23 protein-coding genes are annotated in these 24071 nt (G+C 63.1%); 13 read left to right on the top strand and 10 right to left on the bottom strand.

The window, feature by feature from the left end; translation table 11 throughout:
- Window positions 1–88: 88 nt before the first annotated feature.
- Together HFX_RS07775 and HFX_RS07770 are read right to left on the bottom strand one after the other, a co-directional pair.
- Window positions 89–1711: an alkaline phosphatase family protein gene (locus HFX_RS07775; RefSeq protein WP_004056866.1), complete on the bottom strand. Its 1623-nt coding sequence runs from the start codon at window positions 1709–1711 to the stop codon at window positions 89–91.
- 69 nt (window positions 1712–1780) lie between these two features.
- Window positions 1781–3241, bottom strand: coding sequence for a sulfatase (locus HFX_RS07770; protein WP_004056867.1), 1461 nt, complete (start codon window positions 3239–3241; stop codon window positions 1781–1783).
- A gap of 201 nt (window positions 3242–3442) precedes the next feature.
- Between HFX_RS07770 and HFX_RS07765 the strand changes: the two genes are divergently transcribed.
- From HFX_RS07765 to HFX_RS07755, 3 genes are read left to right on the top strand one after another with little or no spacing between them, the layout of a single operon-like run.
- On the top strand, window positions 3443–4477 hold the full coding sequence (locus HFX_RS07765) for a glycosyltransferase family 4 protein (protein ID WP_004056868.1): 1035 nt from the start codon (window positions 3443–3445) through the stop codon (window positions 4475–4477).
- A 24-nt stretch (window positions 4478–4501) separates the two neighbouring features.
- Complete coding sequence (locus tag HFX_RS07760; RefSeq protein ID WP_004056869.1) at window positions 4502–6055, top strand: alkaline phosphatase family protein; 1554 nt, start codon at window positions 4502–4504, stop codon at window positions 6053–6055.
- Between the two features lies 1 nt (window position 6056).
- Entirely contained in the window at window positions 6057–7406 is a 1350-nt protein-coding gene (locus tag HFX_RS07755; protein WP_004056870.1) for a sulfatase, read from the top strand.
- 8 nt (window positions 7407–7414) lie between these two features.
- Here HFX_RS07755 and HFX_RS07750 read toward each other — a convergent pair whose 3' ends face one another.
- The 4 genes from HFX_RS07750 to HFX_RS07735 form a co-directional block, all read right to left on the bottom strand.
- Window positions 7415–8779, bottom strand: coding sequence for a sulfatase (locus tag HFX_RS07750; RefSeq protein ID WP_004056871.1), 1365 nt, complete (start codon window positions 8777–8779; stop codon window positions 7415–7417).
- A 67-nt stretch (window positions 8780–8846) separates the two neighbouring features.
- Window positions 8847–9416 carry a class I SAM-dependent methyltransferase gene (locus HFX_RS07745; protein WP_004056872.1) on the bottom strand — a complete coding sequence of 190 codons (570 nt, stop codon included), beginning with the start codon at window positions 9414–9416 and terminating at the stop codon, window positions 8847–8849.
- 154 nt (window positions 9417–9570) lie between these two features.
- Window positions 9571–10611, bottom strand: a complete 1041-nt coding sequence (locus tag HFX_RS07740) for a glycosyltransferase family 4 protein (RefSeq protein ID WP_004056873.1) — start codon at window positions 10609–10611, stop codon at window positions 9571–9573.
- A 36-nt stretch (window positions 10612–10647) separates the two neighbouring features.
- Window positions 10648–11802, bottom strand: a complete 1155-nt coding sequence (locus HFX_RS07735; RefSeq protein ID WP_004056874.1) for a glycosyltransferase — start codon at window positions 11800–11802, stop codon at window positions 10648–10650.
- Window positions 11803–11906: 104 nt separating this feature from the next.
- On the opposite strand from HFX_RS07735, the gene aglJ reads away from it, so the two are divergent.
- Complete coding sequence (aglJ, locus tag HFX_RS07730) at window positions 11907–12833, top strand: S-layer glycoprotein N-glycosyltransferase AglJ (protein ID WP_004056875.1); 927 nt, start codon at window positions 11907–11909, stop codon at window positions 12831–12833.
- Between the two features lie 18 nt (window positions 12834–12851).
- Here aglJ and HFX_RS07725 read toward each other — a convergent pair whose 3' ends face one another.
- On the bottom strand, window positions 12852–13178 hold the full coding sequence (locus HFX_RS07725) for a hypothetical protein (RefSeq protein ID WP_049917400.1): 327 nt from the start codon (window positions 13176–13178) through the stop codon (window positions 12852–12854).
- A gap of 143 nt (window positions 13179–13321) precedes the next feature.
- On the opposite strand from HFX_RS07725, the gene HFX_RS07720 reads away from it, so the two are divergent.
- Window positions 13322–13534 carry a ribbon-helix-helix domain-containing protein gene (locus HFX_RS07720; protein ID WP_004056877.1) on the top strand — a complete coding sequence of 71 codons (213 nt, stop codon included), beginning with the start codon at window positions 13322–13324 and terminating at the stop codon, window positions 13532–13534.
- A gap of 65 nt (window positions 13535–13599) precedes the next feature.
- Here HFX_RS07720 and HFX_RS07715 read toward each other — a convergent pair whose 3' ends face one another.
- The 3 genes from HFX_RS07715 to HFX_RS07705 form a co-directional block, all read right to left on the bottom strand.
- A complete protein-coding gene (locus HFX_RS07715; protein WP_004056878.1) occupies window positions 13600–14181 on the bottom strand; it encodes a hypothetical protein in 582 nt (193 codons plus the stop codon).
- The gene (locus HFX_RS07710; protein ID WP_179955375.1) at window positions 14181–14867 is read right to left on the bottom strand and encodes an MBL fold metallo-hydrolase; all 687 of its coding nucleotides are present in this window, start codon (window positions 14865–14867) and stop codon (window positions 14181–14183) included. The genes HFX_RS07715 and HFX_RS07710 overlap by 1 nt, the downstream gene beginning before the upstream one ends.
- 76 nt (window positions 14868–14943) lie before the next feature.
- Window positions 14944–15231: a DUF5779 family protein gene (locus HFX_RS07705; RefSeq protein ID WP_004056880.1), complete on the bottom strand. Its 288-nt coding sequence runs from the start codon at window positions 15229–15231 to the stop codon at window positions 14944–14946.
- A gap of 358 nt (window positions 15232–15589) precedes the next feature.
- Between HFX_RS07705 and HFX_RS07700 the strand changes: the two genes are divergently transcribed.
- From HFX_RS07700 to leuB, 8 genes are all read left to right on the top strand, one after another.
- Window positions 15590–16834, top strand: coding sequence for a LeuA family protein (locus HFX_RS07700; protein WP_238547489.1), 1245 nt, complete (start codon window positions 15590–15592; stop codon window positions 16832–16834).
- 385 nt (window positions 16835–17219) lie between these two features.
- Window positions 17220–18977: a biosynthetic-type acetolactate synthase large subunit gene (gene ilvB, locus HFX_RS07695; protein ID WP_004056882.1), complete on the top strand. Its 1758-nt coding sequence runs from the start codon at window positions 17220–17222 to the stop codon at window positions 18975–18977.
- Window positions 18974–19630 (top strand): acetolactate synthase small subunit, encoded by a 657-nt coding sequence (ilvN, locus tag HFX_RS07690; protein WP_004056883.1) that lies wholly within the window; start codon window positions 18974–18976, stop codon window positions 19628–19630. Before ilvB ends, ilvN begins: the two co-directional genes overlap by 4 nt.
- The gene (ilvC, locus tag HFX_RS07685) at window positions 19627–20664 is read left to right on the top strand and encodes a ketol-acid reductoisomerase (RefSeq protein ID WP_014732326.1); all 1038 of its coding nucleotides are present in this window, start codon (window positions 19627–19629) and stop codon (window positions 20662–20664) included. Before ilvN ends, ilvC begins: the two co-directional genes overlap by 4 nt.
- A 26-nt stretch (window positions 20665–20690) precedes the next feature.
- A complete protein-coding gene (locus HFX_RS07680; protein ID WP_004056885.1) occupies window positions 20691–20975 on the top strand; it encodes a hypothetical protein in 285 nt (94 codons plus the stop codon).
- Window positions 20968–22389, top strand: coding sequence for a 3-isopropylmalate dehydratase large subunit (gene leuC, locus HFX_RS07675; RefSeq protein WP_014732325.1), 1422 nt, complete (start codon window positions 20968–20970; stop codon window positions 22387–22389). Before HFX_RS07680 ends, leuC begins: the two co-directional genes overlap by 8 nt.
- A complete protein-coding gene (leuD, locus tag HFX_RS07670) occupies window positions 22386–22994 on the top strand; it encodes a 3-isopropylmalate dehydratase small subunit (protein ID WP_004056887.1) in 609 nt (202 codons plus the stop codon). Before leuC ends, leuD begins: the two co-directional genes overlap by 4 nt.
- Window positions 22987–23967 carry a 3-isopropylmalate dehydrogenase gene (gene leuB, locus HFX_RS07665; protein ID WP_004056888.1) on the top strand — a complete coding sequence of 327 codons (981 nt, stop codon included), beginning with the start codon at window positions 22987–22989 and terminating at the stop codon, window positions 23965–23967. Before leuD ends, leuB begins: the two co-directional genes overlap by 8 nt.
- Window positions 23968–24071: the final 104 nt, after the last annotated feature.

Raw genomic sequence — 24071 nt, 5'->3', positions numbered from 1 at the left:
AAATAGTTCGGTCGTTACCGGTTCAGTCACTCCGTTCGTTTGTTACCGCCTCGCTCACGGGTGATTTGTGTGGCAGTCTTTCACTCGGTTATTCGAGGTAGCCGAGGTCTGCGAGTCGTTCTTCGACCGACTCGTCGTCGGTCTGCATCCGCGCTTCGACTTCGAACTCGGGGTACGATTCCGGTGTAACACCCTCGACCACCGGGAGCGTCGTGCCGTCCATCTCCTTGTCCGGCGCGATACCGAACGTGGAGAGCACCGTCGGCGCGACGTCGAACAAGTGCGCATCCGAGAGGTCAGCGTCCGCGTCAACACCGTCGCCCGCGACGGCGACGATGCCGTCCGGTTTGTGATTCCACGGCTCCGGCGCGCCGAACGCGTCGCCGACGTGGACCGAAAGCGAGTTTTCGAAGTCGCGTGGGACACACAGAATATCGACCGCGTCGTCCGCGTACGGGCCGTGAATGTACGTTTCGCGTGGAACGACCTCGTCGAAGACGGGGCGTCCCTCGGGGTCGGTCAGCGCGTCGAGCACCGAGATGATGTCGTCTCTGACGGACTCGTACTCCGATTCGGGGATAACGCCTGCGGGGTCGCGTCCGTCCACGTTCAGTCGAACGCCGAGTTCCGACCCCGACCGGAGATAGCCGCTCGACGACTCGAACGAGACACTCTCGCTGGCGGCGAAGACCGCGCTGACGGGGACGTGTTTCCCGACGAACTCGGCGAGACCGAGGCGGTCGAGAATGGCTTTCCCGCGTTGGTAGGTCAGGCCGCCCTTGGCGGCGACGACGGCGAGGCGTTCGAGAAGCGTCGGGCCGTCTGCTTCGTCGTCGCCGTCAACCAGTCGTTCGTCCTTGATTTGGAACCACGAGGGAACGCCGCGACCGTCGGTAGCGGTGTCCAGAAAGCCTTCCTGTCGAAGGACCTCGTTGACGCGGACCTCGTGGCCGTCGTACTCTCCCATGCCGTGGTCGGAGGCGACGACGACCACATCGGGGTCGCAGGCCGACAGAATCTCGCCGAGTTGCTCGTCAACGATTTCGTAGACTTCGCGGGCTTTGTCCAACTCGCCGGGAAAGTCGTGAAACACGGCGTCGGTCTTCTGGAACTGGACGAACCCGAAGTCGGGGTCGAAGCGGTCTGCGAGGTAGCGGAATGTCTCCCCGCGGAGTTCTGTGAGCCGGAGGTACTCGCGGAACTTCGCGTCGTCATCGACGCGTTCGTCGGTCTCGCGTTCGGCGTAGACGCGGTACTCGCCGACTGCCTCGCGGATGTCGTCGAGGATTCCCTCTGGGTGGCAGTCGGGTTCGTCGGGGGCGAGATAGCCCGGAACGACGGCGCCGTCGATATGCCGCGGCGGGTGCGTGACGGGGGCGTTGACGACGACACTCGACAGGTCGTTCTCGTCGAGGTAATCCCACATCGTTCGGGCCTTCACGTCCGAGCCATTGACCACGTCCCAGTCGTAGCCGTCGAACGCGAGGAAATCAAACACTCCGTGTTTGCCGGGGTTCTTCCCGGTGTACAGCGACGGCCACGCGCTCGCGGTCCATGGAGGGATTTGGGACCGGAGCGGGCCAGTCGCCGCGTCCTCGAAGAGAGATGCAAGATTCGGCAGCGCGCCGTCCTCGAAGAGCGGGTCGAGGACCGGCGCACAGGCCGCGTCGAGGCCAACGAGTAGCGTGCGCATACTGGCGACGACGACCATAGTATGTAAAAAACTCTCGTTCGGCTGACCCGGTGTCCTGTGTTCTCCCTCCCGCTTACCCCGTCTCGCTCACCCGAGGTAGCCTAACTCACGGAGGTTACGCTCGACCGCGTCGCTGAACTCTCGGTCACCGCCGTCGTCCCCGTCGAACTCGACGCCGAGCGTGTCAACGAGACGGTCTCGAAGCGACTCGACGAGTTCGGGGTCGGGGTCAGAGACGACCGTTTCGCTCGGCAGTTCGTAGAGCGCTTCACTCCCGTCCGAACGGATTTCGAATCGGTAGTTGGTCGTTCGGATGCTCTTTCGTCCCATTTCGAGCGCGGCAACCGTCTCCTCTGAGACTTCGTCTGCGGCCGTGAGTTCGCGTTCGTCGGTCGGCGCGCGCTCACCGAACACGACGTCGCGCGTCTCGTCGCCGAAGAGGTCGATACCGGATGTCGGCGGGCACTCGATATCACAACACCCACACACGGTTGCGAACACGTCCGCGAGCGATACCAAGTCCTCGCGCGTCTCGCCCGACGGGATATCCGGCCCAGAGATGAGAAGCGGGACGTGCATGACCTCGTCGTACAGGAAGTCGCCGTGACTCAATCCACCGTGTTCACCGAAGTATTCGCCGTGGTCGCTCGTGAGAATCAAGACCGTGTCGTCCAGTTTCCCCGCTGTTTCAAGCCAGTCGAGGACGCGACCAACCTGGTCGTCGAGGTAGCGAACTGAGGCGTCGTACCATTGCTCGACGATGCCGAGTTCGGTATCGGTCACGTACGAGCGGTCCTCCAGATAGCGCAGTCGGATGTTTTGGATGTGTTCGCCGTCAGCAACGTCGAACACGCGGTCCTCTCGAACGTCGTCACGGTCGAGGCCCCCGCTCGTGGTGAACTCTTCGAGAATCGGGAGTCGAGGCCGGGACAGTTCCGGGGTCTCCGCTTCCTTGTACGGACGCGGCGGGTCGTACGGGGCGTGGACGGTCGTGAGGTTCATCATCCCGAAAAACGGGTTCGTCGTCTTCGCGATACCCTCTTGGAACTTCTCGATTCGGAGTTCGTTGTAGTAGTCGTTGCCGCGAGTTAGCATCCGGATAAAGTCGCGCCGGATAGCCGGGTCGGTGAGGAGTTGTTTGAACCACGCCGTTGAGGGGCGCTCGGCAACCGCTTCGTACGCCTCGTAGTACCAGTCGAATCCGCGGTCGAGTCCCGTCGCGGACGCCATCTTCGCCGGGCCGGGGACGCCAACGGTGTCGTAGCCGTTGTCTCGAAGTACCTCCGCGAGAAGCGGCACGTCCTCGTCCATCCACGGCATGCCGCCGGTGAATCCGGTTTCGGACGGCCAGCGTCCCGAAAAAAGCGTCCCGTGTGCGGGCGGTGTCCACGGCCCCGCGGAGAACGCGTTTTCGAACTGGACTCCTTCTTCTGCGACGCGGTCGATATTCGGCGTCTCGACGGCGTCGCCACTGTAACAGGAGAGCGCATCCACTCGAAGCGTGTCAAAAATGAGGAGGACGACGTTCGGGCGGCGGAGAGAGACCATATTGTCTGATTAGTTCTCCCCAATGATAAGTTGAAATATCTGTCATCGCCTGTGCGTGTCGTTGTCACGATATTCAAAACACCTTTGCACGACGGACCGTCCCCCGGAATCAACCAATCTCGGAGAACGAACTTCGACACCGCCATCTCCCGAACGTCCGCTTCCTTTTTATCCGATGCCGCGACTCGTTCAGGATATACTATGGACCTCGATTCCGCTCGCGTGGCCATGCTCTTTCAGGACCCGCACCCGGCACACCGGGGGTTCGCCGAGGCCATCGGCGCGGACCTCATCGACTTTCGCGGCTTCTCACCAGATATCCTCGGTGACGGTATCCCCGCCGACGTGGTCAACGGTGTTCGTGCCCCGAAATACGACGTCTACCTCGTCGAGGGTTCTCGACCGCTCTACGCCGCACTGGTCAACCGCGTGATTCGAGGCTCCAGGCTCGTGTATCTCTGTGCCGACCACGGACTGTACAGTCTCGGCCGCGACGACTTCGAGGGAAGTTCGGCGGTGAAATCGCTCGTCGGTCGGTTCGGCCAGCCCCTCGTCCGAACGATTGGGTCGCGCTACATCGACGGCGTGGTCGCCGTCTCCGACTTCGCGGCCGACTTCACCCGCCCTATCGTCGGCGAAGACACGCCGATGGCCGTCTCGCACCCCTTCGTCCAACCGGACGTGTTCGAGGCGCTCGGCTCGGTAACACCGGATATCGAGAGCAAGGTCGCCGTCACGGTCGGCCGACCGGAGCGATACAAGGGCGTTGACCTGCTCGTCGAGGCGTGGCCGATGGTCAGAGAGCGCCACCCCGAGGCCGAACTCCACGTCGTCGGCGGCGGACATCCGGAATCGTACGAACGGACCGAGGGAGTCACCGTCCGCGGCTACGTCGAAGCCCTCGAAGACGCGTTCGGCCCGGCCTCGGTGTACGTCCAACCGTCGCGCATGGACACCTTCCCAGTGAGCGTGCTCGAAGCAATGCGTGCTGGACTCCCACCGGTCGTGACCGAAGCGACGGGAACGAAATCCGAAGCGCGTGAACTCGACCCCTCGCTCGTGGTCGAACCCACGCCGTCGGACATTGCGAACGGCGTGGCGACGTACTTCGACCGAACGACTTCTGAGCGTCGTCGCCTCTCCGAAAACGCAAGCGCGCGCGGCGCGACGTTCGACGCCGAACCGAGACAGGACGCGTTCAGAGCGGCATTCGCCAGTGTACTCGAAGAATTTTAAACGTCTACCGACGAGACTCAATCCATGACCGTATACGTCGTCGGACTCGACGGGGCCGATTGGTCGCTCCTCCGACGGTGGATGGACGACGGAGCCCTCCCCGCCTTCGAACGCCTCTGTTCGGGCGGCGTCGATGCCGACCTCGAAAGTACACTGCCGCCGATTACGTTCCCCGCGTGGAAGTGCTACTCCACGGGGAAGACACCCGGAAAACTCGGCGTCTACGAGTGGTTCTCGTTCGACCACGACACCTGCGATATCTCGACGAACGACTCCTCGGACTTCCGGTCGCGCGAGTACTGGGACGTGCTCGTCGATGCGGGCGTGAAACCGGGCGTGGTGAACATGCCGACGACGCACCCGCCGCGGACGACAGACGGCGTGCTCACCATCGCCGGAAGCCCCGCCTCGGAGCGCGGCGAGTTCACTTCGCCCGCGTCGCTCAAAGCCGACCTTCTCGATGCCATTCCCTCGTACCGGGTCAAACCCAACCTCGTCCTCAGCGAGGCGTCGCCGGACGAACTGATAGCGGAGGCCCAGACGCTCGCGGACCAACGTTTCGACGCCGCCGAGTGGTTGGCAACGGAGCGCGACCGGGACTTCGTGCACACGACGGTATTCATCACCGACACCGTCCAGCACCGCCTTTGGGACCGCCCGGACCACATCCGCCGACTCTACGAGCGAATCGACGCTCGCCTCGGCGAACTCCTCGACCGCGACGACACCGAGGCGGTCTTCCTGATGAGTGACCACGGCTTCGTCGAAATCGACGAAACGTTCCTCGTCAACCAATGGCTCGCCGAGCGCGACGACCTCGTGGTGAAAGAGGAGTCGTCTCGGAACCTCCTCGCGTCGGTCGGACTCACCGAAGAACGGCTCAAGCGCGTGGTCGATACGCTCGGTCTCGTCAGCCTCGCACAGGCTGTCGTCCCCGAATCGGTCCAGCGGTGGTTCCCGAGCGAGAGCGGTCGTGTCTCGATTCAGGACGCCGCCATCGACTGGGACGAGACGAAAGCCATCTCGCTCGGCCGCGGTCCGGTCTACGTCAACGACCGCGCGTTCGACTCCGACGCCGACAAGGACGCGTACGTCGCCGACCTTACCGCGGCGTTCGAGTCGCTCGAAACGCCCGACGGAACGCCCGTGTCCGAGGCCGTCCACGACCCCGCCGACATCTACACGGGTTCGATGCCGCTCTCGCCGGACCTCCTCGTCGAATACACGACCGGCGTCGATGCCCCCGAATCGCTCGGCGGTGATGTATTCGGCGAGCAGTTGGTCTGGCTTGCGACCCACCGACACCACGGTGTGTTCACCGCATGGGGTGACGACATTGCGGACGGCGACGTGTCCATCGACCCGACGCTGTACGACCTCGCGCCGACCATCCTCCACTATCTCGGAGTTCCCATACCGGAGGACGCCGACGGGTCGGTCCTATCGCAACTCTTCGCTGGTGAAACCGCTGACCGACCGGTCGAAACGGGTCCGTCGACCGCGACAGACGTTGGCGACAACCGCGCCGACCAACGCGACGTCGAGGAGACGCTGAAGAGCCTCGGTTACGTGGAGTAACATGAACCCGCTCAAACGATTCCCGCGACTCAACAACCTGTGGATGAACACCCGGCACAAGGTGGCCCACTGGCGCGAACGACGGGACCGAACGGTAGACTACGACACGACTGTCGGAAACCCACAAAACGTGCTGTTCGTCGTCATCGACTGCCTCCGAGCGGACCACGTCTCCGGATTCGGGTACGACAGACCGACGACGCCCACGCTCGATTCGTTCGATGGTCGGTCGTTTTCGAATGCGACGGCTGCGAGTCCGTGGACGTTCCCATCCATTGCATCGCTCGTCTCGGGCCGATATCCGCACGAACACGGTGGTCGATTCGATTCTGACCCGCGCGACCTCTCGTCAGAGCAGTTCCCGACCCGCCCGCGCTCGGACGTTCCAACACTCCCCGACCTGCTCGAATCAGCGGGCTACGAGACGGGGATGGTGAGCGCGATTCCGATGGCCGACAAGTCTGTCGGCGACCGCTTCCAGTCGGTCGACATCAAGTACACCGACGCCACAGAGCGCGTCGACACGGCTCTCGAATGGATGAGCAACCGCGACCGCTGGTTCCTACACCTCCAACTCGGTGACCCACACGCACCGCTCGACATTCCAGACAGACACCGCGAGCGGTTCGGAGTCCCCGACGTGGACGGACTCGAAGACTGGCGCTTCCGAGAATCGACCGACGACGATGAGTTCGAGCAGTACCGAGATGCACGACTCCGCGCGTACGATGCGGCGATTCGCGGCGCAGACGACGAACTCGGTCGGCTCTTTGAAGCGATTCCAGACGACACCATCGTCGTCGTCTGCGGCGACCACGGCGAAGCGTTCTGGGAACACACTGACCTCGAACGACGCCTGAACGACGACCCGAGAGGGTTCTACGGGACTGACCACGGCCATAGCGTGCTCGAAGAGGTTGCTACGGTCCCCCTGTGGGTCGACGTACCGACCGTCGATACTGGCCACGACGACACTCGCGTCTCGCTCGTCGATGTCGTTCCCACCATCGCAGAGGCACTCGAACTCGGGAATACACCCGAGTTCTCGGGGAGACCGCTCTCTCGGACAGCAGACTCAGCAACGCCCGTCATCTGCGAAGAAACCGGGTACGGATACAATCAGCGTGCCGTCTGGTTGGGTGAGAAGAAACTCATTGACGTTCCGGAAACGGGCGAAACGGTGTGGTTTGACCTCGGCGACGACCCGGGCGAGAAACACCCACTTGACGACCCGCCTGCCGAACTCCGAGAGGCGTACGAGACGTTCGGCATGGGCGTCCACGGCGACGAGAAGATGGAAGTCGATTCGTCGACGCGCGACCGACTCGCCGAACTCGGGTACTTGGAATAACTTGACTGCTATTCGAGGTAGCCAAGTTCGCGGAGATGTTCTTCGACCATCTCTTCGCCCTCATCGACGCCGCCAACACCGCTTCTGAGGTCTTTCATTTCTTGCATGTGTTCGTCGAGGGCGGTGGAGAGTTCGTCGTATTCGGGAATGTCGTCTCCCGAACGGTCGTCTTCGGGTCGCTCTTCGGGAGTCTCGGTGACGTCGAAGCAGAACTCACCGTCGTCGGCGTGTCGGAGTAGCTTCCAGCCGTCGTTGCGGCGGACGTAGCTCCGCTTGTAGTCGATTTGTCGACCGACACCGCCGAACGCGTATTTTCGCCCATCAACTGTGCCACGGGCCACGTCGAGTGCAGACTCTCCCCGCCACTCGCGAGGTACATCCAGCCCAACCGCGTCCGCCAGTGTTGGTGCCGTATCGAGGAGTCGGACCTGCCCGTCGACGGTTCCCGTCTCGTCGGTTCCGCTCAAAAGGAACGGAACACGAACAGTCCCTTCCCAGAACTCAGCGGGATGGCCTGCATTGCCGTGTTCGCCGACGAGTTCGCCGTGGTCGGCGGTGAAACAGATGGTCGTGTCGTCTACGACCCCGCGCTGGTCGAGTTCGCCCATGAGCGATTCGAACTGGTCGTCAACGTAGGCGCACTCGGCGTCGTACAGGTTGCGAATCAACTCCCACTCTTCGTCCGTCACCTCTTCGGGGTGATGCGTCCCCTTCCGCGAGAGTCGTCGACACTCGGCGATTCCAACCGGTTCGTCGAGGAACTGCCGCTGATACTCTTCGGGGGCCTCGTAGGGGTGATGGACGTCCATGTAGTGAAGCCAGACGAACCAGTCTTCGCCTTCCTCACGTTCGTCTATCCAATCGAGTGCGCGACGGTTGAGCGAGGCGGCCCGCTCGTACTCGCTTTCGTTGCCGACGGTCGTCGACCACATCGCGTCGACTTTGGTGTAGATTCGCTCGATGGTTTTGAACAGAATCCCGTCCTTATTGAGGTTCGACTGGACGAACTGCTTGAGCTTCCCGGCCTCCGCCGAGCCACTGGCGTCGTGCATCGTGTCGAACCCCCTATCGAAGTGGTACGACCCGCTGGTGAAGTGGTTGTCTGTGTAGCCTGCGGTGGCAAAGCCGGCGTCCCGAAGGTGTTCTGCGAGCGTGACGATGCCGCCTCCGCCAGCAGGGAGACCGAGTCCGTCGATGCTAGCGAAATGGCGACTCGCGTGGATAGACGGGAACGAAGCGGGGGTGGATGGACCGTTCGCGACACACTGGGTGAATTCCAGCGCGTCGTCCGCGAAAGACCGCGTGAACGGCATGACCCGCTCGTTCACGCGGTCGTATCTGAGAGAGTCCACGGTGACGAGCAGCACGTTCATACCGTACGCATCTCACGACCGGGGTAAAAAGGACTCTGGACGGTGCCGACCGTTTCAACCCGGACCGTTATTTCGACTGCGAAGTCGGGGTGACGACGACCTCGAATCCGGAGACTCCCTGTCCGAAACTATCGGCGAGCCACAGCGCAGCCGAATCAGGGAGTGGTTTCGCCCACCGAACTTTGTCTACCGTGAGGTCGACGATGTCGAACATATCGCTCATGAGGTAGTGCTCGAACGTCCGCGGGTCGAACGGGCGCGTATGTGTTGGGTCTATCCACGCACCGGCTGAGTTCCAGTGTGGTCCGGCAATCTTCGCCGTTCCGCCGACGCGAGTAATACGGTGAATCTCTTGGAGGGCAGCGTAGTGGTCGTCGAGGTGTTCAAGGACGTTGTCTAGAACCACCTCGTCGAAGGCGTCATCCGGGAATGGCCACGGATAGTCGTTGAAGTCCCAGACAGCGTCCGGGTCGACGCTGTCTCGGATGTCGACGTTATACCACCCTTCCTTGTACTCATCCCCGCACCCGAGATTGGCTCTGTCGAAGTTTTCAATCTCGCTGTCGAAGCGTTCACCCGCTCCACCAGAGTGCTCGATATTCGCACCGATGGACGGACCCCCTTCCAAAGTGGCCATATGCGAGAGTCGTTATTATCCAATGTCAATGTTTGGTGCTAATAATGACATTTGATAATCTGGTATTGTCAGCCTTTCTTTAAAATAGGAACTTAGTTTGTTTTGAAAATGGGGGAATTCATATACTGACCGCTTCACTTGGTGCGGTTACCGTTCAATCGTACACGTCGAGCAACCTGCCGACGACGGCATCCCAGTCGATGACCGTCTCTGCATCGGTCTCTGTTCGGTCGCGCGCCTCGCGGACGGCCGCTGCGACACGCACCGGATTGGTGTCGGTGATTCCCACGACTCCGGACTCGGAGGTCCAGTCGGAGAGCGCAGCGGCGTTGGAGACGACACAAGGCGTCCCCGCGGTTAGCGCCTCTGCGACCGTCATGCCGTACGCTTCGAATTCGCTTAGTGTCACGTACGCCGCGGCCCCCGCGTAGAGTCCGGGGAGGTCCTCGTCGGCGACGTAGCCGAGGAATTCGACGCGGTCGGAAACGTCCGCTCGGGCGGCGATTTGCTCCAACTCGTCGCGGTAGTCGCCGCTTCCGGCGACCAGTATGTCGTACTCCGGAAGTTCCGAAAGCGCTCGAATCGCGTGTTGGACACCCTTGTACTCCTCTAACCGGCCGACGGTCAGGATGTACGGACGGCCTCTCTCAGTTGCCTCGGCCGACGCAAACCGGTCGATTTCGAGTCCGTTCGGGATGACCGTCGCGTCGACGCCGAAATCACCTTCGAGGTGTGACCGCTCCCACTCGCTCACCGCAACAACTCGGTCTGCGCGCCGGACCGCCCATCGACCGAGCGGTTGGTACAGCGACAGAAGACGGTCACGAACGGAACTCGCGCTTGCGCCGTGGTAGTGCGGCGTCACCACGAACCTTCGGTCACCAACGCCGAGCGCCGCGAAGAAAAGCGGAAACGAGTGGTAGTTGTGTGCGTGCACGACGTCGGCGTCAGCCTGTCTCACCGCGCGGGTGACTTGCGGGCAGATGTGCATCGCACCGCCGGGTGCGACACCTCGAAGCCGCCGCACGCGAACACCGTTGCGTCGCTCACGGCGGAAGCCGTCCGCCCCCGCGTCCGTGGTGATGACGGTCACGTCGTGGCCGCAGTCGACGAGACGTTCCGAGATTTCACGGACGTGCGTCTCGACACCGCCGGACTGTGGCGGATACCGCGGCGTCACCTGCAGTATCTTCATTCTGCTATCGGTCGGTCCGTCGGTTGAGTCGGCGATTCATTCGTAGACATCCCGCAGTTCCTCGTCGACGTCCCAGATAGCCGAACCTTCGCCGCGGAGGAGTTTCACGGCGGCGAAAAGCAGGGACACCTGCGTGTCGAAGATGGCGTAAAACGGCTGGAGCGAGCCGAGGAGGTCGCGCGAGCCGAGGAGCGTGAACGCGCCGAGCGCGGCGGGAATTGCGAGTCCGAGCGGGCCGGCGACGAGGAGACCGGCGAGCGTTGTCAGCCCGATTGCGCCCGCGAGGAGCCACGGCGAGACGACCATGAACCACCAGTTGAACGGGAGGACGACGCCGCCGTAGAGACCGTGGCGACCGATGGCGTCGCGGTGCTGGAAGAGCAGGCGAATCAGGCCCATCGCACGACGGTCCTTCTGCGTGCGCCGCTTGCCGAACTCGGAGTGTGACGCTTCCATGTACTGCACTGCCGGGTCGAAGATGACGCGCTTGCCGTTGCGTCGAATCTTCAGCGCCAACTCGGTGTCGTCGGCGATGGAGTCGGGGTCGATAGGGACGATTTCGTCCCGCTCGAACGCCGAGAAGGGACCGTGGAAGATGAGCGTCGAGTCGATGTGCGACTCCAGCGCCTGGATGGTCGCCTGGATGTCGCGGTAGCCCTCTTCGACGTCGCTGCCGCCGAGTACCTCGACGTTTCGGCCAGTTACTGCACCGACATCCGGGTCTGCGAGGTTCGCGGCCGCTTCGCGGAGCGCGTTGGGGGCCACTTTCGAGTCGCAGTCGGTCTTGACGACCATCTCGTTTTTCGTGGCGGCGTAGGCGTCGTTGAGCGCGGGCGCGAGGCCGCGGCGTTCGTCTTCTTCGAGGAGCGTCAACTCGGGGGTCTCCCGGTCGGCGAAGAAGTTGCGGATGATGTCGCGAGTGTCGTCATCGCTGGAGTCGACGACGACGACCTCGACTTTGTCCATCGGGTAGTCGAGCGACACGAGGTCGCGGAGTTTGTTCTCGACGATTCGTTCTTCGTTGTACGTCGGGAGGACGATGCTGACTGACGGTTCCGCACGGCTCTTTTCTGCGGGTGACCCCTGTGGGTTCCACACCTTTGCAAGGAGCAGGTAAATCACGTAGGGGAGCCCCGTGAGAGAAAGGAGCGCCGTGACGGCACCGCCGAGACGTTTGACGAGTCTGCGCATGGTCCGCCCTTGACGGACTGCGACAAAAATCCCGACGGTCCCTTCCGCGAATGCGCACCGGGTTTCGGAACCACTTTTAAGCGTCCACTTCACAGGTACTGCCGATGGATTACGCGGACGTTTGCGTCCTCGTCCCGACCTACAACGAAGCGGAGACTATCGCCGAGGTCGTCGCCGACTACCGAGACGAGGGGTTCGGAAACGTCCTCGTCGTCGACGGCGACTCCACGGACAGGACGCGCGAACTCGCCGAAGAGGCCGGCGCGCGCGTCGTCGTTCAGTCCGGGGACGGGAAGGGACAAGCAGTCAGAGAAGCCGTTGAAAAGCACGTCGAAACCAAATACGTCCTGATGCTCGACGGTGACGGGACCTACGAGCCAACGGACGCGCCGAAGATGCTCGAACCGCTCGGTGAGGGATACGAACACGTCATCGGCGACCGGTTCGCCGACATGCGGTCCGGCGCGATGACGACGCTGAACAGGATTGGCAACCAAATCATCAACCGCGCCTTCGCGCTCATCCACGGGCAGGACTTTGGAGATATTCTCAGCGGCTACCGCGCGTTCACCCGCGAATCGTTCTTGCAGATGACGCTCACCTCAGACGGGTTCGGTATCGAGACGGAGATGGCCGTCGAGTGCGCGAAACGCGGCATCGAGACGACGGTCGTGCCCACGACGTACTACCCTCGCCCGGACGGGTCGGATACGAACCTCCACCCGATTCGCGACGGCGGCATCATCTTTCTCGAACTCTACCGACGCGCCAAGACCAACAACCCGCTTTTCTACTTCGGGAGCGTCGGTCTCGCGTCGACCGCGACGGGGCTCGGTCTCGCCGCGTACGTGGCCTACGAGTGGGTTGTCCGGACCGTGTCACACGAGGTTATCGCCGTCGTCTCCGCGGCGGGCATCCTCTTCGGCGTCCAACTGCTGATGTTCGGCGTGCTGTCTGACCTCATCTTGTCGCTCCACCGCGAACAAATGAAGCGCATCCAAGACCTCGAAGGAGAGAGTTCGGACGACTAGGAGAGAAACGTCGGACCGTCAGAACGGGACGAGCGCGCGAAGCCGCCCCATGAGGCTTTTCGACGCCTTCGCACGGTATTCCTCGAAAATCGGGTGCAGTGTGTCCAGCAGCTCCCGACGCGACTCGAAGCGGTCTTTCGACGCGACTTCGAGCGCCTCGCTTATTTTGACCGTGTTTCCTGCGGCGTCGACTGGCACGTCGACATCGTCGAGCGCCTGCACAATCGTCCGTGTATCTGCTGGATAGTCGATATCGGCGGTATCGACATCGTCGGCCAGTGCGGCGATGCCGAACTCGATTGTATCCGGCTCCGACATATCGTTTTGGGGCGGTCTCGCAGCCATCGAATCGGTATAACTCACCCGTGGCGGAAAAAACCCCCAACCTCCGGAGATATCGTTAGTCACCACTTGTCAAAATATTGCCTTGAATTATATTACTACGAAGTACCGCTGGGGTTAACCCCGATGAGTTCCAGATACAAGCTATGACGGAGTACACGACGGTTTCTATCCCGAAGGAGCTGGCCGGCCGCGTCGACGAAACACTCGAAGGAACGACATTTTCCAGTACGAGTGACCTCGTCCGGTTTCTGCTTCGCAGCATCGTCATCCAGCACGAGCGGTCGGGTGGCGACCTCTCCGAGTCGGAGTTCCAGGAGATTGCGGAGCAGTTGACCGACCTCGGCTACCTACAGTAGCGACTCCGGGTTTCGATACCGCGACCTGCTGCACCCCAAACTCGCCCGGGACAACCGGGTCCAAATCAGGCCAGTTCTTCTTTCGGCGGTTCGGCGTCGACGATGACGAGTTCGAGCTTTCGACCGGCACGGTCGAAGGCGGCCAGCGTCCGGTCTTCCCACGGCGGAACGGCGAGGAGGACGACCGCGGCGAGGTCGTCGCGCTCGGTGAGTTTGAACGGCCCCTGTGGATGCGTGAGGAACCGGGCGCGGCCCCTTCCTGCGGGTGTCCCGAGGTCCATCCCGAAGACGGCACTCACCGACTGGCCCGCTTCGGCCATGTAGAAGTGCGTGAGCACCGGCGTCTCGGGGTCGAGTCCGAGGTCCGAATCGAATTCTCCGGCGGGAGTCGGCGCGAGAACGAGGTTCACCGCCTGCGGTTCTGCGTCCTCTGCCATATCGAGGAGTACGTCGATGAGGCCGCGAGTCGCGTGAATACGGCGTTGCTCGTCTGGTTCGACGGTTTCGTCGTTCACCGAGTGGGTGGTTTCCGATTCGCCGACTTTGGGTCCCCCATCGCCGACTGTCTGTGTTTCGTTACCAATCATATGTCCTTCGTCGCCAACCGCGTGTCCTTCGTCACCGAGCATGCTCGTCTCGTCCCCCATCAGTTCGACAACATCGACTTGACCACCTGTATGTAGGCGTTCGGGAGGTTCCTCCGGGCGTTCGAGAGTGCTGTTCTGAGTTCGTCACCCGCGTTCTCCGAGATACCCGCACCGTGGCCGACGAGCAGGCGGTCGGGGTCGTAGCCGTACAACGCCCGTCGCGGCGGGAACGGACGGAGCATGGGATGGACACCGAGTCGTTCACCGGGTGCACAGAAGTAGTCGACCGTGCCGACTGTCTCGGGAACGAAGAGCGTCCGCAGTTCCTCGTGATAGAAGCCGACTTCCTGCCACGGCGGGACCGAGCGGTCGACGATACGGAACGTCTGAAAGCCCGAGTCGGCGAGCGTGTTTCCGAACCGCTCGACGTTCGCGTCGAGTTCGTCGGCAACGCCGGTCATCCACGACGCGACGTAGACGGGGACTTCGTGGCGGTTGGCGATGGCCGCCGCGTCGCGTTTGTGTCTGTCGAGTCCGATAGCGACGCCGGCTACGTCGCCGAACTCGGCGAACAGGTCGTCAACGCCGGGTGCGTCGACCGGGTCGAATACCCATACGTCGCCGTTGACTTCGACAATGTGGCTGGCGCGTTGCATGGTCTCGTCGGGGTGCGCGAGCCATCCGACACCGTGGTCCCATCGGTCAACTTCTTGGAGTTGGGAGGTTCCGCGACCTTTCATCGGCATGACTGTATTGTCGGGCGGAACGCGCATAAGACCTCTCCCCGCGGCCGATGGCCCCGGTTTTGCTCACCCCCAATCTTCAGAGATTGTCGGTGTTGATTTGGACCCCCGGTGGGGAGACGACGAGGAACTTCCGGAAGTGCATCAACTGTCCGCCCATATCCTTGACATCGCGTGCGAAGTCCGACGCGAGTTTGTTGAGGTCGCCGTCGATAGCCAACATGAGAACGTTTCCGCGAGCGACGGACTCGACCCACTCCTCCGGCGGGGTCGACCCGTCGAGGACGCCGAGGACGACATCCCCCTCGGCGTCGTCCACGTCGAGATGTTCTTCGGCCGTCTGCAAGTTGAGATTGAAGTCGCCCATACCCGCCCGGTTGTCGAGCGACGAGAAAAGGGTTCGGTCAGTCGATGGTGAGTAGTTGGGTGGTTGTTGGCCAGACCGGGTTACAGTGGTCCCGATGACCGCCGTTCGCGGCTCACATTTGTCCAGTACAAAGTGCGCGCACCCCTTCCAAAATTTTGTTTCTAAACTATGTGTGGTTGTATTAGGAACTGCGACATGGTGAACGCTGCACCGGCATATCAAGTCACTATATGACATTGGATAATATAAGGCCGTTTAGGTACTTTGATTAGGGCCGACAGTCATTGTCACGCTGTCGGAGGTGAACGTTCGTGATACTGTCTGGGAGAAACATTTAAATATGAGTTGAGGCACCTGACTGACACGATGTCTCACAACAACACGGAGGATTCGTCGGGTTCTCCGGCGGGTCGAGTTCTTCCAGGGCACATTAGCCCAACAATCTGAAATCGAAGACGTACGAATCTTCGACACGACACTCCGCGACGGCGAACAGTCTCCGCGAACCTCCTTCAGTTACGAGGAGAAACGCGATATCGCCGACACCCTCGACGACATGGGAACCCACGTCATCGAGGCAGGGTTCCCGGTGAACTCTGATGCGGAGTTCGAGGCAGTTTCCGATATCGCTGCTTCGACGGACACGACGACGTGCGGGTTGGCCCGCGTCGTCGACAAGGACATCGAAGCCGCGCTGGACTCCGGCGTGGACATGGTGCACACGTTCGTGAGCACCAGCGATGTCCAGTTGGCCGACTCGATGCACGCCTCCCGCGAGGAAGCCGTCGAGCGCGCCGTTCGCAGTGTCGAACGCGTCCGCGACGCGGGCGTCGAAGTAATGTTCTCGCCGATGGACGCCACCCGGACTGACGAGGCGTTCCTCATCGAGGTCGTCGAAGCCGTCTCCGACGCCGGTGTCGACTGGATTAACCTCCCCGACACCTGCGGCGTGGCGACGCCGACGCGCTTTGCCCGGATGGTCGAGACGGTCTGCGAACACACCGACGCCCGAATCGACGTGCACGCACACGACGACTTCGGACTGGCGTCGGCCAACGCGATGGCCGGATTCGAAGCCGGTGCCGCACAAGCGCAGGTGTCGGTCAACGGCATCGGCGAACGCGCCGGCAACGCCGCCTACGAGGAGGTCGTCATGTCCGCAGAATCCCTCTACGGCGTGGACACCGGCATCGACACGACGAGAATCACCGAGTTGGCTCGCATCGTCGAGCAGGCGTCCGACATCCCGGTTCCGGCGAACAAGCCGGTCGTCGGGCGGAACGCCTTCTCCCACGAGAGCGGTATTCACGCCGCTGGCGTCATCGAGAACGCCGACACGTTCGAACCGGGCGTCATGACCCCGGAGATGGTCGGCGCGACGCGCGAGTTCGTACTCGGCAAGCACACGGGGACGCATTCGGTTCGAAAGCGTCTCGCGGACATCGGGTTCGACCCCTCGGACGCCGAGGTTCGAGAAGTCACCCGCCGCGTCAAGGACCACGGCGCGGAAAAAGAGCGCATCGACGACTCGACGCTCGAAGTGTTCGCCCGCGATGTGGGGGTACCCCACGAAAACGAGAGAGAGGAGGAGGTCCGCGCCTGATGGCGTCGGGCTGTGGCCCTACGGGGCGACCGCCCTACACGTGTACCCGGTTCCGGGCCCCGTCCCAAACGGCGTGCAATCGTTGCCCGCCGCGAAAGGATTATTATAGCCCGGAAGTACGTGTGGCATACGATGAAGCAGCGCGACGACACCCAGGCACTCGCCGCTCCGCAGTTCGGAGCGAGCGGTGCTGCCGTCGCTGCTGTTCGGTCGCTCATTATTGTAGGGGCCTAGCCCCCTACCACTCCATCTCTCTGTCCCGCGGATTCGCACCGTTTTCAGACACCCCTGCAGTCCCCACAATGGAGTCTCAGCACCACGCAGCCGACCGACAGCACCCGTATCGACGACCGAACACACATCGCGGATACCACGGAGCCGACACATGAGTGAACGCACAGCAACCACGACCGACCCCAATCCGACCACGACGCCCGACGAACCGACGGAAACCGAAGTTACTTCGGGCTCGACGGCGGTCGTTCGCGCCCTCGAAAACGCCGGTGTTGACACGGCATTCGGCGTGCAGGGCGGGGCTATCATGCCCATCTACGACGCGCTGTATCACTCCGACATCCGTCACGTGACGATGGCGCACGAACAGGGTGCGTCCCACGCTGCAGACGCGTACGGCGTCGTTCACGGCGACCCGGGTGTCTGTCTCGCCACGTCCGGCCCGGGCGCAACCAATCTCGTGACCGGCATCGCCGACGCGAACATGGATTCCGACGCGATGCTCGCGCTCACGGGACAGGTCCCGTCCGACATGGTTGGTTCCGACGCGTTTCAGGAGACGGATACGACGGGCGTCACCGCGCCCATCACGAAGCACAACTACTTCGCCACGTCTCCCGACACTGTCGGCGACACCGTCGGTGAAGCGTTCGCGCTCGCCGCCGAGGGTCGCCCCGGCCCGACGCTGGTCGACCTCCCGAAGGACGTCTCCCTCGGCGAGACCGACCGCGAACCCGGCCCGGGGAAGGCACCGGAGACGTGCCGCCCCCGGACAGAGCCGGACGATGCCGAAGTCGAGGCGGCGGCTCGAGCCATCGAGCGCGCGGAAAAGCCACTCCTGCTGTTCGGCGGTGGAGTCGTCAAGGGGGATGCGACGGACGTGGCCCGGCAGTTTGCGACCGAGCACCAGATTCCGGTCGTCACGACGATGCCCGGAATCGGCGCGATGCCGGAAGACCACGAACTCTGCCTCTCGTGGGCAGGGATGCACGGCACCGGCTACGCCAACATGGCCATCACGCACACCGACTGCCTCATCGCAATCGGGACGCGATTCGATGACCGCTTGACCGGCGGCATCGACACGTTCGCACCCGAAGCAGCGGTCGTTCACATCGACATCGACCCGGCGGAAATTTCGAAGAACATCCACGCAGACTACCCGGTCGTCGGCGACGCCGGCCGCGCTATCGAGCGCGTCGACGCCGAGATGACGGCGAGTCCCGACGCCCGCGAGTGGGTCGAACAGTGCCAAGCATGGACCGACGAGTACCCGATGGACTACGCGGCCCCCGACAACGAACCGCTGAAACCGCAGTTCGTCGTCGAGGCACTGGACGAAGCGACGCCCGACGAGACCATCGTCACGAGCGGCGTCGGCCAACACCAGATGTGGGCCGCCCAGTACTGGACGTTTCGCGAGCCGCGTCGGTGGGTCTCGTCGCACGGACTGGGAACGATGGGCTACGGCCTGCCGGCCGCTATCGGTGCCCGACTCGCCGCTGACGACGACGAAACCGTCGTCTGCGTCGACGGCGACGCCTCGTTCCTGATGACGATTCAGGAACTGTCGGTCGCGGTCCGCGAGAATCTCGACATCACCGTCGCCATCCTGAACAACGAGTACATCGGGATGGTTCGCCAGTGGCAGGACGCCTTCTTCGAGGGTCGTCGCATGGCCGCCGGCTACGAGTGGTGTCCGCAGTTCGACAAACTCGCCGAAGCCTTCGGCGCGCGCGGTTGGACCGTCAACTCTTACGAGGAGGTCCCCGACGCCATCGAAGAGGCGCTGGCCTACGACGGCCCGTCGGTTATCGACTTCCACGTGGACCCCGCCGAAAACGTCTACCCGATGGTCTCTTCGGGCGGCGCGAACGGGAAATTCGCCCTGACGGAGGACCAGTTATGAGTGATAGCCAACGAGGACTGCAGGGTCCCGCGCCCGAAGAACGGCCGCACCCAGATGGGCGGCGGAACGCCCAGGGCATCCGCATCGACCCCGAAGCGGAGTCCGAACACGAACCACGCAGAACCGTGCTGTCGGCCATCGTCGAGCACGAACCCGGCGTCCTCTCGCGAGTCGCCGGCCTCGCCGCGCGCCGACAGTTCAACATCGAGAGCCTCACGGTCGGGCCGACCACCGTCGATGGGCACGCGCGCATCACGATGGTCGTCGAGGAACCCGACCCCGGCATCGACCAGATAGAAAAACAACTCGCGAAACTCAAGCCGGTCATCTCCATCGGCGAACTGGACGACGACGCCGTTCGCGCGGAACTCGTCCTGTTGAAAGTTCGCGGCGAAGAGCCCGATAAGGTCCACGCCATCACGGAGATGTACGATGGCCAGACCCTCGACGCCGGCCCGGAGACCATCACGGTCCAACTGACCGGCGACGAGCACAAAATCGACGACGCCGTGGACGCCTTCCGTCGGTTCGGCATCATCGAAATCGCCCGGACCGGCCAGACCGCCCTCGCCCACGGCGCGAAGAAGACAGTCCCCGGAGAGGAACCCGCAACCTCCGGCGAACCCACGAAACCAACACCCAATACCAAATGACCGAACTCACCACGACAGTCTACTACGACGACGACGCAGACCGAACGAACATCGACGACAAGACCGTAGCCATCCTCGGATACGGCAGTCAGGGCCACGCCCACGCCCAGAACCTCGCCGACAGCGGGGTCGACGTGGTCGTCGGTCTCCGCGCCGACTCGTCGTCCCGCGAAGCCGCGCGCGAAGACGGACTCCGCGTTGCGACGCCCGCCGAGGCAGCCGCGGAAGCCGACATCGTCTCCGTCCTCGTCCCCGACACCGTCCAACCGGCGGTGTTCGAAGAGATTCGCGACGGTCTCGAACCCGGCGACACGCTCCAGTTCGCCCACGGCTTCAACATCCACTACAACCAGATTCGCCCGCCAGAGGATGTCGACGTGACGCTCGTCGCGCCGAAGTCCCCCGGCCACCTCGTCCGCCGCAACTACGAGGCCGAGGAGGGGACGCCCGGACTCATCGCGGTCTACCAGGATACGACCAGCGAGGCGAAAGCCGAAGCACTGGCGTACGCCCACGCCATCGGCTGTACTCGTGCGGGTGTCATCGAGACGACGTTCAAGGAGGAGACCGAGACGGACCTGTTCGGCGAACAGGCCGTCCTCTGCGGCGGCGTCACCTCGCTCGTCAAGCAGGGCTACGAGACGCCCGTCGATGCGGGCTACTCCCCCGAGATGGCCTACTTCGAGTGCCTGAACGAGCTGAAACTCATCGTCGACCTGATGTACGAAGACGGGCTCGGCGGCATGTGGCATTCGGTGTCCGACACCGCCGAATTCGGCGGCCTGACCCGCGGTGACCGCGTCGTCGACGAACACAGCCGAGAGCGCATGGAGGAGGTCCTCGAAGAGGTCCAAGACGGCACCTTCGCACGCGAGTGGATTCTGGAGAACCAGGCGGGTCGCCCGTCGTACACCCAGCTCAAGGAAGCAGAAGAGAACCACGACATCGAGCAGGTCGGCGAACCGCTCCGCGACCTGTTCTCGTGGGCCGACGAAGACGACACGGAGAAAGCAGAAGCACCGGCAGACGACTGACCACCACCCACACCTACCACGAACCAATGACGCGACACGAGAAACGAGACGACGCATCGAATCGCATGCGAAATGTTAGCCATACCAATCCCTATACGGGCGAGACGTTCACGACGGTCTACGAACGCGGCCCGGCCGTCACCGACGGCGGCAGGTCCGACCGGAACCCTGCGATGACGGGCGGGTCGGAGTCGATGGGAGACGTGGACCACACGCCCCCGTACGGCGACGGGACGAACGACGTTTGGCAACGCGGACACACCGAAATCACCGGCCGTAATCGGACGGGAACAGGTGACGTAAATGAGTGAGGGAACGCTCTACGACAACGTCTGGGGGGAACATACCGTTTCCGAACTCCCGACCGGCCAGACGCAGTTGTTCTGCGGCCTGCACCTCATCCACGAGGTGACGAGTCCGCAGGCGTTCGGGATGCTGCAAGAACGCGACCTGGAAGTCGCGTACCCCGAGCGGACCCACGCGACGGTCGACCATATCGTCCCCACCTCGGACCAGTCGCGGCCCTTCCGCGACGACGCGGCCGAGGAGATGATGTCCGAACTCGAACAGAACGTCCGCGACGCGGGCATCAACTTCTCGGACCCGACCTCGGGCGACCAGGGAATCGTTCACGTCATCGGGCCGGAGCAGGGCCTGACCCAACCCGGCATGACTATCGTCTGTGGCGACAGCCACACCTCGACCCACGGCGCGTTCGGCGCGCTGGCGTTCGGTATCGGGACGAGCCAGATTCGCGACGTACTGGCGACCCAGACCGTCGCGATGGAGAAAAAGAAGGTGCGGAAAATCGAGGTTACGGGCGAACTCGGCCCCGGCGTCGAAGCAAAGGACGTCGTCCTCGAAATCATCCGCCGACTGGGAACCGAAGGCGGCGTCGGCTACGTCTACGAGTACGCCGGTGAGGCCATCGAGAACCTCGATATGGAAGGTCGGATGAGCATCTGCAACATGTCCATCGAGGGCGGCGCTCGCGCGGGGTACGTCAACCCCGACGAGACCACCTACGAGTGGCTCAAGCAGACCGATTACTTCCAAGAAAACCCCGAGAAATTCGACGAACTCAAGCCGTACTGGGAGTCCATCCGCTCCGACGAGGACGCCGAGTACGACGACGTCGTTACCATCGACGGGTCGGAACTCGAACCCGTCGTCACGTGGGGAACCACGCCCGGACAGGGCGTCGGTATCACGCAGCCGATTCCGGCACCGGAAGACCTGCCCGAAGAGAAGCAGGACACCGCCCGAATGTCACAAGAGCACATGGGCGTCGAACCCGGGCAGACGATGGAGGGCTACGAAATCGACGTCGCCTTCCTCGGGTCGTGTACGAACGCCCGGATGCCCGACCTGCGCCGCGCGGCGGAGGTCGTGAAGGGTCGACAGGTTGCCGATAGCGTTCGCGCGATGGTCGTCCCCGGCAGTCAGCGCGTCAAGGCCGCCGCCGAAGCGGAGGGCCTGAACGAGGTGTTCGAGGAAGCCGGATTCGAGTGGCGCGAAGCGGGCTGTTCGATGTGTCTCGGCATGAACGAGGACCAACTGGAGGGCGACGAGGCCTCCGCGTCCTCGTCGAACCGCAACTTCATCGGCCGGCAGGGTTCGAAAGATGGCAAGACCGTGCTGATGAACCCGCGCATGGTCGCCGCCGCGGCCGTAACCGGGCACGTGACTGACGTGCGCGAACTGAAGGAGGTGAGCGCTGCATGACTGAAGAGATACCGGAAGTCAACTACGTTTCCGGGTCGGGCGTCCCCATCCGCGGAAACGACATCGACACGGACCAGATAATCCCGGCGCGGTTCATGAAGGTCGTCACGTTCGACGGTCTCGGCGAGTTTGCGTTCTTCGACAAGCGCTACGACGAGAACGACGACACCAAGGACCACCCGATGAACGAGCCGCACTTCCAAGACGCCTCGGTAATGGTCGTCAATGCCAACTTCGGCTGCGGTTCGTCGCGCGAACACGCTCCACAGGCGCTCATGCGCTGGGGCATCGATGCCATCGTCGGCGAGTCGTTCGCCGAAATCTTCGCCGGAAACTGCCTCGCGCTCGGCATTCCGACGGTCACGGCCGACCACGAGACCATCGTCGAACTGCAGGAGTGGGTCGACGAGAACCCGGACGAAGACATCGACGTCGACGTCGAAGCCGAGACGGTCACCTACGGAGACACGACCGTTGAGGCAACTGTGGACGACGCACAGCGGAAGGCGCTCACCGAGGGCGTCTGGGACACGACGGCGCTTATGAAGTCGAACGCCGACGCGGTCGCCGAGAAAGCCGCCGCCTTGCCCTACGTCGATGACTGAGGAAATCGTCGTCATCCCCGGCGATGGTATTGGAAGCGAGGTCATCCCGGCCGCAGTTGACGTGCTCAAAGCGGTCGGCGACGGCGACTTCGAGTTCGTCGAAGCCGACGCCGGCGACCACGTGAAAGAAGAGACCGGCGAGGCGCTCCCGCAGGAGACCTACGACCTCGCGGCCGAGGCCGACGCGACCTTGTTCGGGGCCGCGGGCGAGACTGCGGCGGATGTCATCCTCCCGCTTCGGGAGGCTGTCGATTCGTTCGTCAACGTCCGCCCGGCGAAAGCCTACCCCGGCGTGGACGCCCTGCGCCCGGAGACGGACCTCGTCTTCCTCCGGGAGAACACCGAGGGCGTCTACTCGGGCCACGAGGACCGCCTGTCTGACGACCTTTCCACGCTCACGCGCGTGGTCACCACGTCCGCGTCTGAGCGTCTCGCCGAGTACGCCTGCGACTACGTCGGCGGCGAGGGCGGTAGCTTCCAGGTCGCCCACAAGGCGAACGTGATGCGAGAGACCGACGGTCGATTCCGCGACGCCGTCGTCGCCGTCGCCGACGAACGCGGCGTCGAGGTCGAGGAAGTCCTCATGGACGCCTTCGCGACGCGCGTCTGTCTCGACCCGACGCAGTTCGACACCATCGTCTGTCCGAACCTCGCGGGCGACGTGCTTTCGGACCTCGCGGCCGGACTCGTCGGCGGTCTCGGTCTGCTCCCGTCGGCCAATATCGGCCCGGATAGCGCCCTGTTCGAACCGGTCCACGGCTCCGCACCCGACATCGCGGGCGAAGGAATCGCCAACCCAGCGGCGACCATCCTCTCGGCGGCGATGCTCTTGGACTACCTCGACTACGAAGACGAGGCAGACCGGGTGCGTGCCGCTGTCGAAGGCGTTCTCGCGGACGGTCCGCGCACGCCGGACCTCGGCGGCGACGCCTCCACGGAGGACGTGACCGCGGCGGTTATCGACCGCCTCTAAACTCGAAAACTCGGTCGGGTCTAACGAAACCCTCAACAAACAACCGGTTCGGTGTAGCCAACTACTCCAATCGGTTCGGTGTGTCCTGTCCCGACGAAGCCCTG

Origin of the sequence: Haloferax mediterranei ATCC 33500, assembly GCF_000306765.2 — an archaeon.
In the GTDB taxonomy this organism is placed as follows: Archaea; Halobacteriota; Halobacteria; order Halobacteriales; family Haloferacaceae; genus Haloferax; species Haloferax mediterranei.
This window is presented reverse-complemented; position numbering and strand designations above follow the sequence as displayed.

Bases quoted from the DNA above. Each gene is read 5' to 3' on its own strand.
- HFX_RS07775 (WP_004056866.1), bottom strand. From the start codon at position 1,711: ATGGTCGTCGTCGCCAGTATGCGCACGCTACTCGTTGGCCTCGACGCG.
- HFX_RS07770 (WP_004056867.1), bottom strand. From the start codon at position 3,241: ATGGTCTCTCTCCGCCGCCCGAACGTCGTCCTCCTCATTTTTGACACG.
- HFX_RS07765 (WP_004056868.1), top strand. From the start codon at position 3,443: ATGGACCTCGATTCCGCTCGCGTGGCCATGCTCTTTCAGGACCCGCAC.
- HFX_RS07760 (WP_004056869.1), top strand. From the start codon at position 4,502: ATGACCGTATACGTCGTCGGACTCGACGGGGCCGATTGGTCGCTCCTC.
- HFX_RS07755 (WP_004056870.1), top strand. From the start codon at position 6,057: ATGAACCCGCTCAAACGATTCCCGCGACTCAACAACCTGTGGATGAAC.
- HFX_RS07750 (WP_004056871.1), bottom strand. From the start codon at position 8,779: ATGAACGTGCTGCTCGTCACCGTGGACTCTCTCAGATACGACCGCGTG.
- HFX_RS07745 (WP_004056872.1), bottom strand. From the start codon at position 9,416: ATGGCCACTTTGGAAGGGGGTCCGTCCATCGGTGCGAATATCGAGCAC.
- HFX_RS07740 (WP_004056873.1), bottom strand. From the start codon at position 10,611: ATGAAGATACTGCAGGTGACGCCGCGGTATCCGCCACAGTCCGGCGGT.
- HFX_RS07735 (WP_004056874.1), bottom strand. From the start codon at position 11,802: ATGCGCAGACTCGTCAAACGTCTCGGCGGTGCCGTCACGGCGCTCCTT.
- aglJ (WP_004056875.1), top strand. From the start codon at position 11,907: ATGGATTACGCGGACGTTTGCGTCCTCGTCCCGACCTACAACGAAGCG.
- HFX_RS07725 (WP_049917400.1), bottom strand. From the start codon at position 13,178: ATGGCTGCGAGACCGCCCCAAAACGATATGTCGGAGCCGGATACAATC.
- HFX_RS07720 (WP_004056877.1), top strand. From the start codon at position 13,322: ATGACGGAGTACACGACGGTTTCTATCCCGAAGGAGCTGGCCGGCCGC.
- HFX_RS07715 (WP_004056878.1), bottom strand. From the start codon at position 14,181: ATGGGGGACGAGACGAGCATGCTCGGTGACGAAGGACACGCGGTTGGC.
- HFX_RS07710 (WP_179955375.1), bottom strand. From the start codon at position 14,867: ATGCCGATGAAAGGTCGCGGAACCTCCCAACTCCAAGAAGTTGACCGA.
- HFX_RS07705 (WP_004056880.1), bottom strand. From the start codon at position 15,231: ATGGGCGACTTCAATCTCAACTTGCAGACGGCCGAAGAACATCTCGAC.
- ilvB (WP_004056882.1), top strand. From the start codon at position 17,220: ATGAGTGAACGCACAGCAACCACGACCGACCCCAATCCGACCACGACG.
- ilvN (WP_004056883.1), top strand. From the start codon at position 18,974: ATGAGTGATAGCCAACGAGGACTGCAGGGTCCCGCGCCCGAAGAACGG.
- ilvC (WP_014732326.1), top strand. From the start codon at position 19,627: ATGACCGAACTCACCACGACAGTCTACTACGACGACGACGCAGACCGA.
- HFX_RS07680 (WP_004056885.1), top strand. From the start codon at position 20,691: ATGACGCGACACGAGAAACGAGACGACGCATCGAATCGCATGCGAAAT.
- leuC (WP_014732325.1), top strand. From the start codon at position 20,968: ATGAGTGAGGGAACGCTCTACGACAACGTCTGGGGGGAACATACCGTT.
- leuD (WP_004056887.1), top strand. From the start codon at position 22,386: ATGACTGAAGAGATACCGGAAGTCAACTACGTTTCCGGGTCGGGCGTC.
- leuB (WP_004056888.1), top strand. From the start codon at position 22,987: ATGACTGAGGAAATCGTCGTCATCCCCGGCGATGGTATTGGAAGCGAG.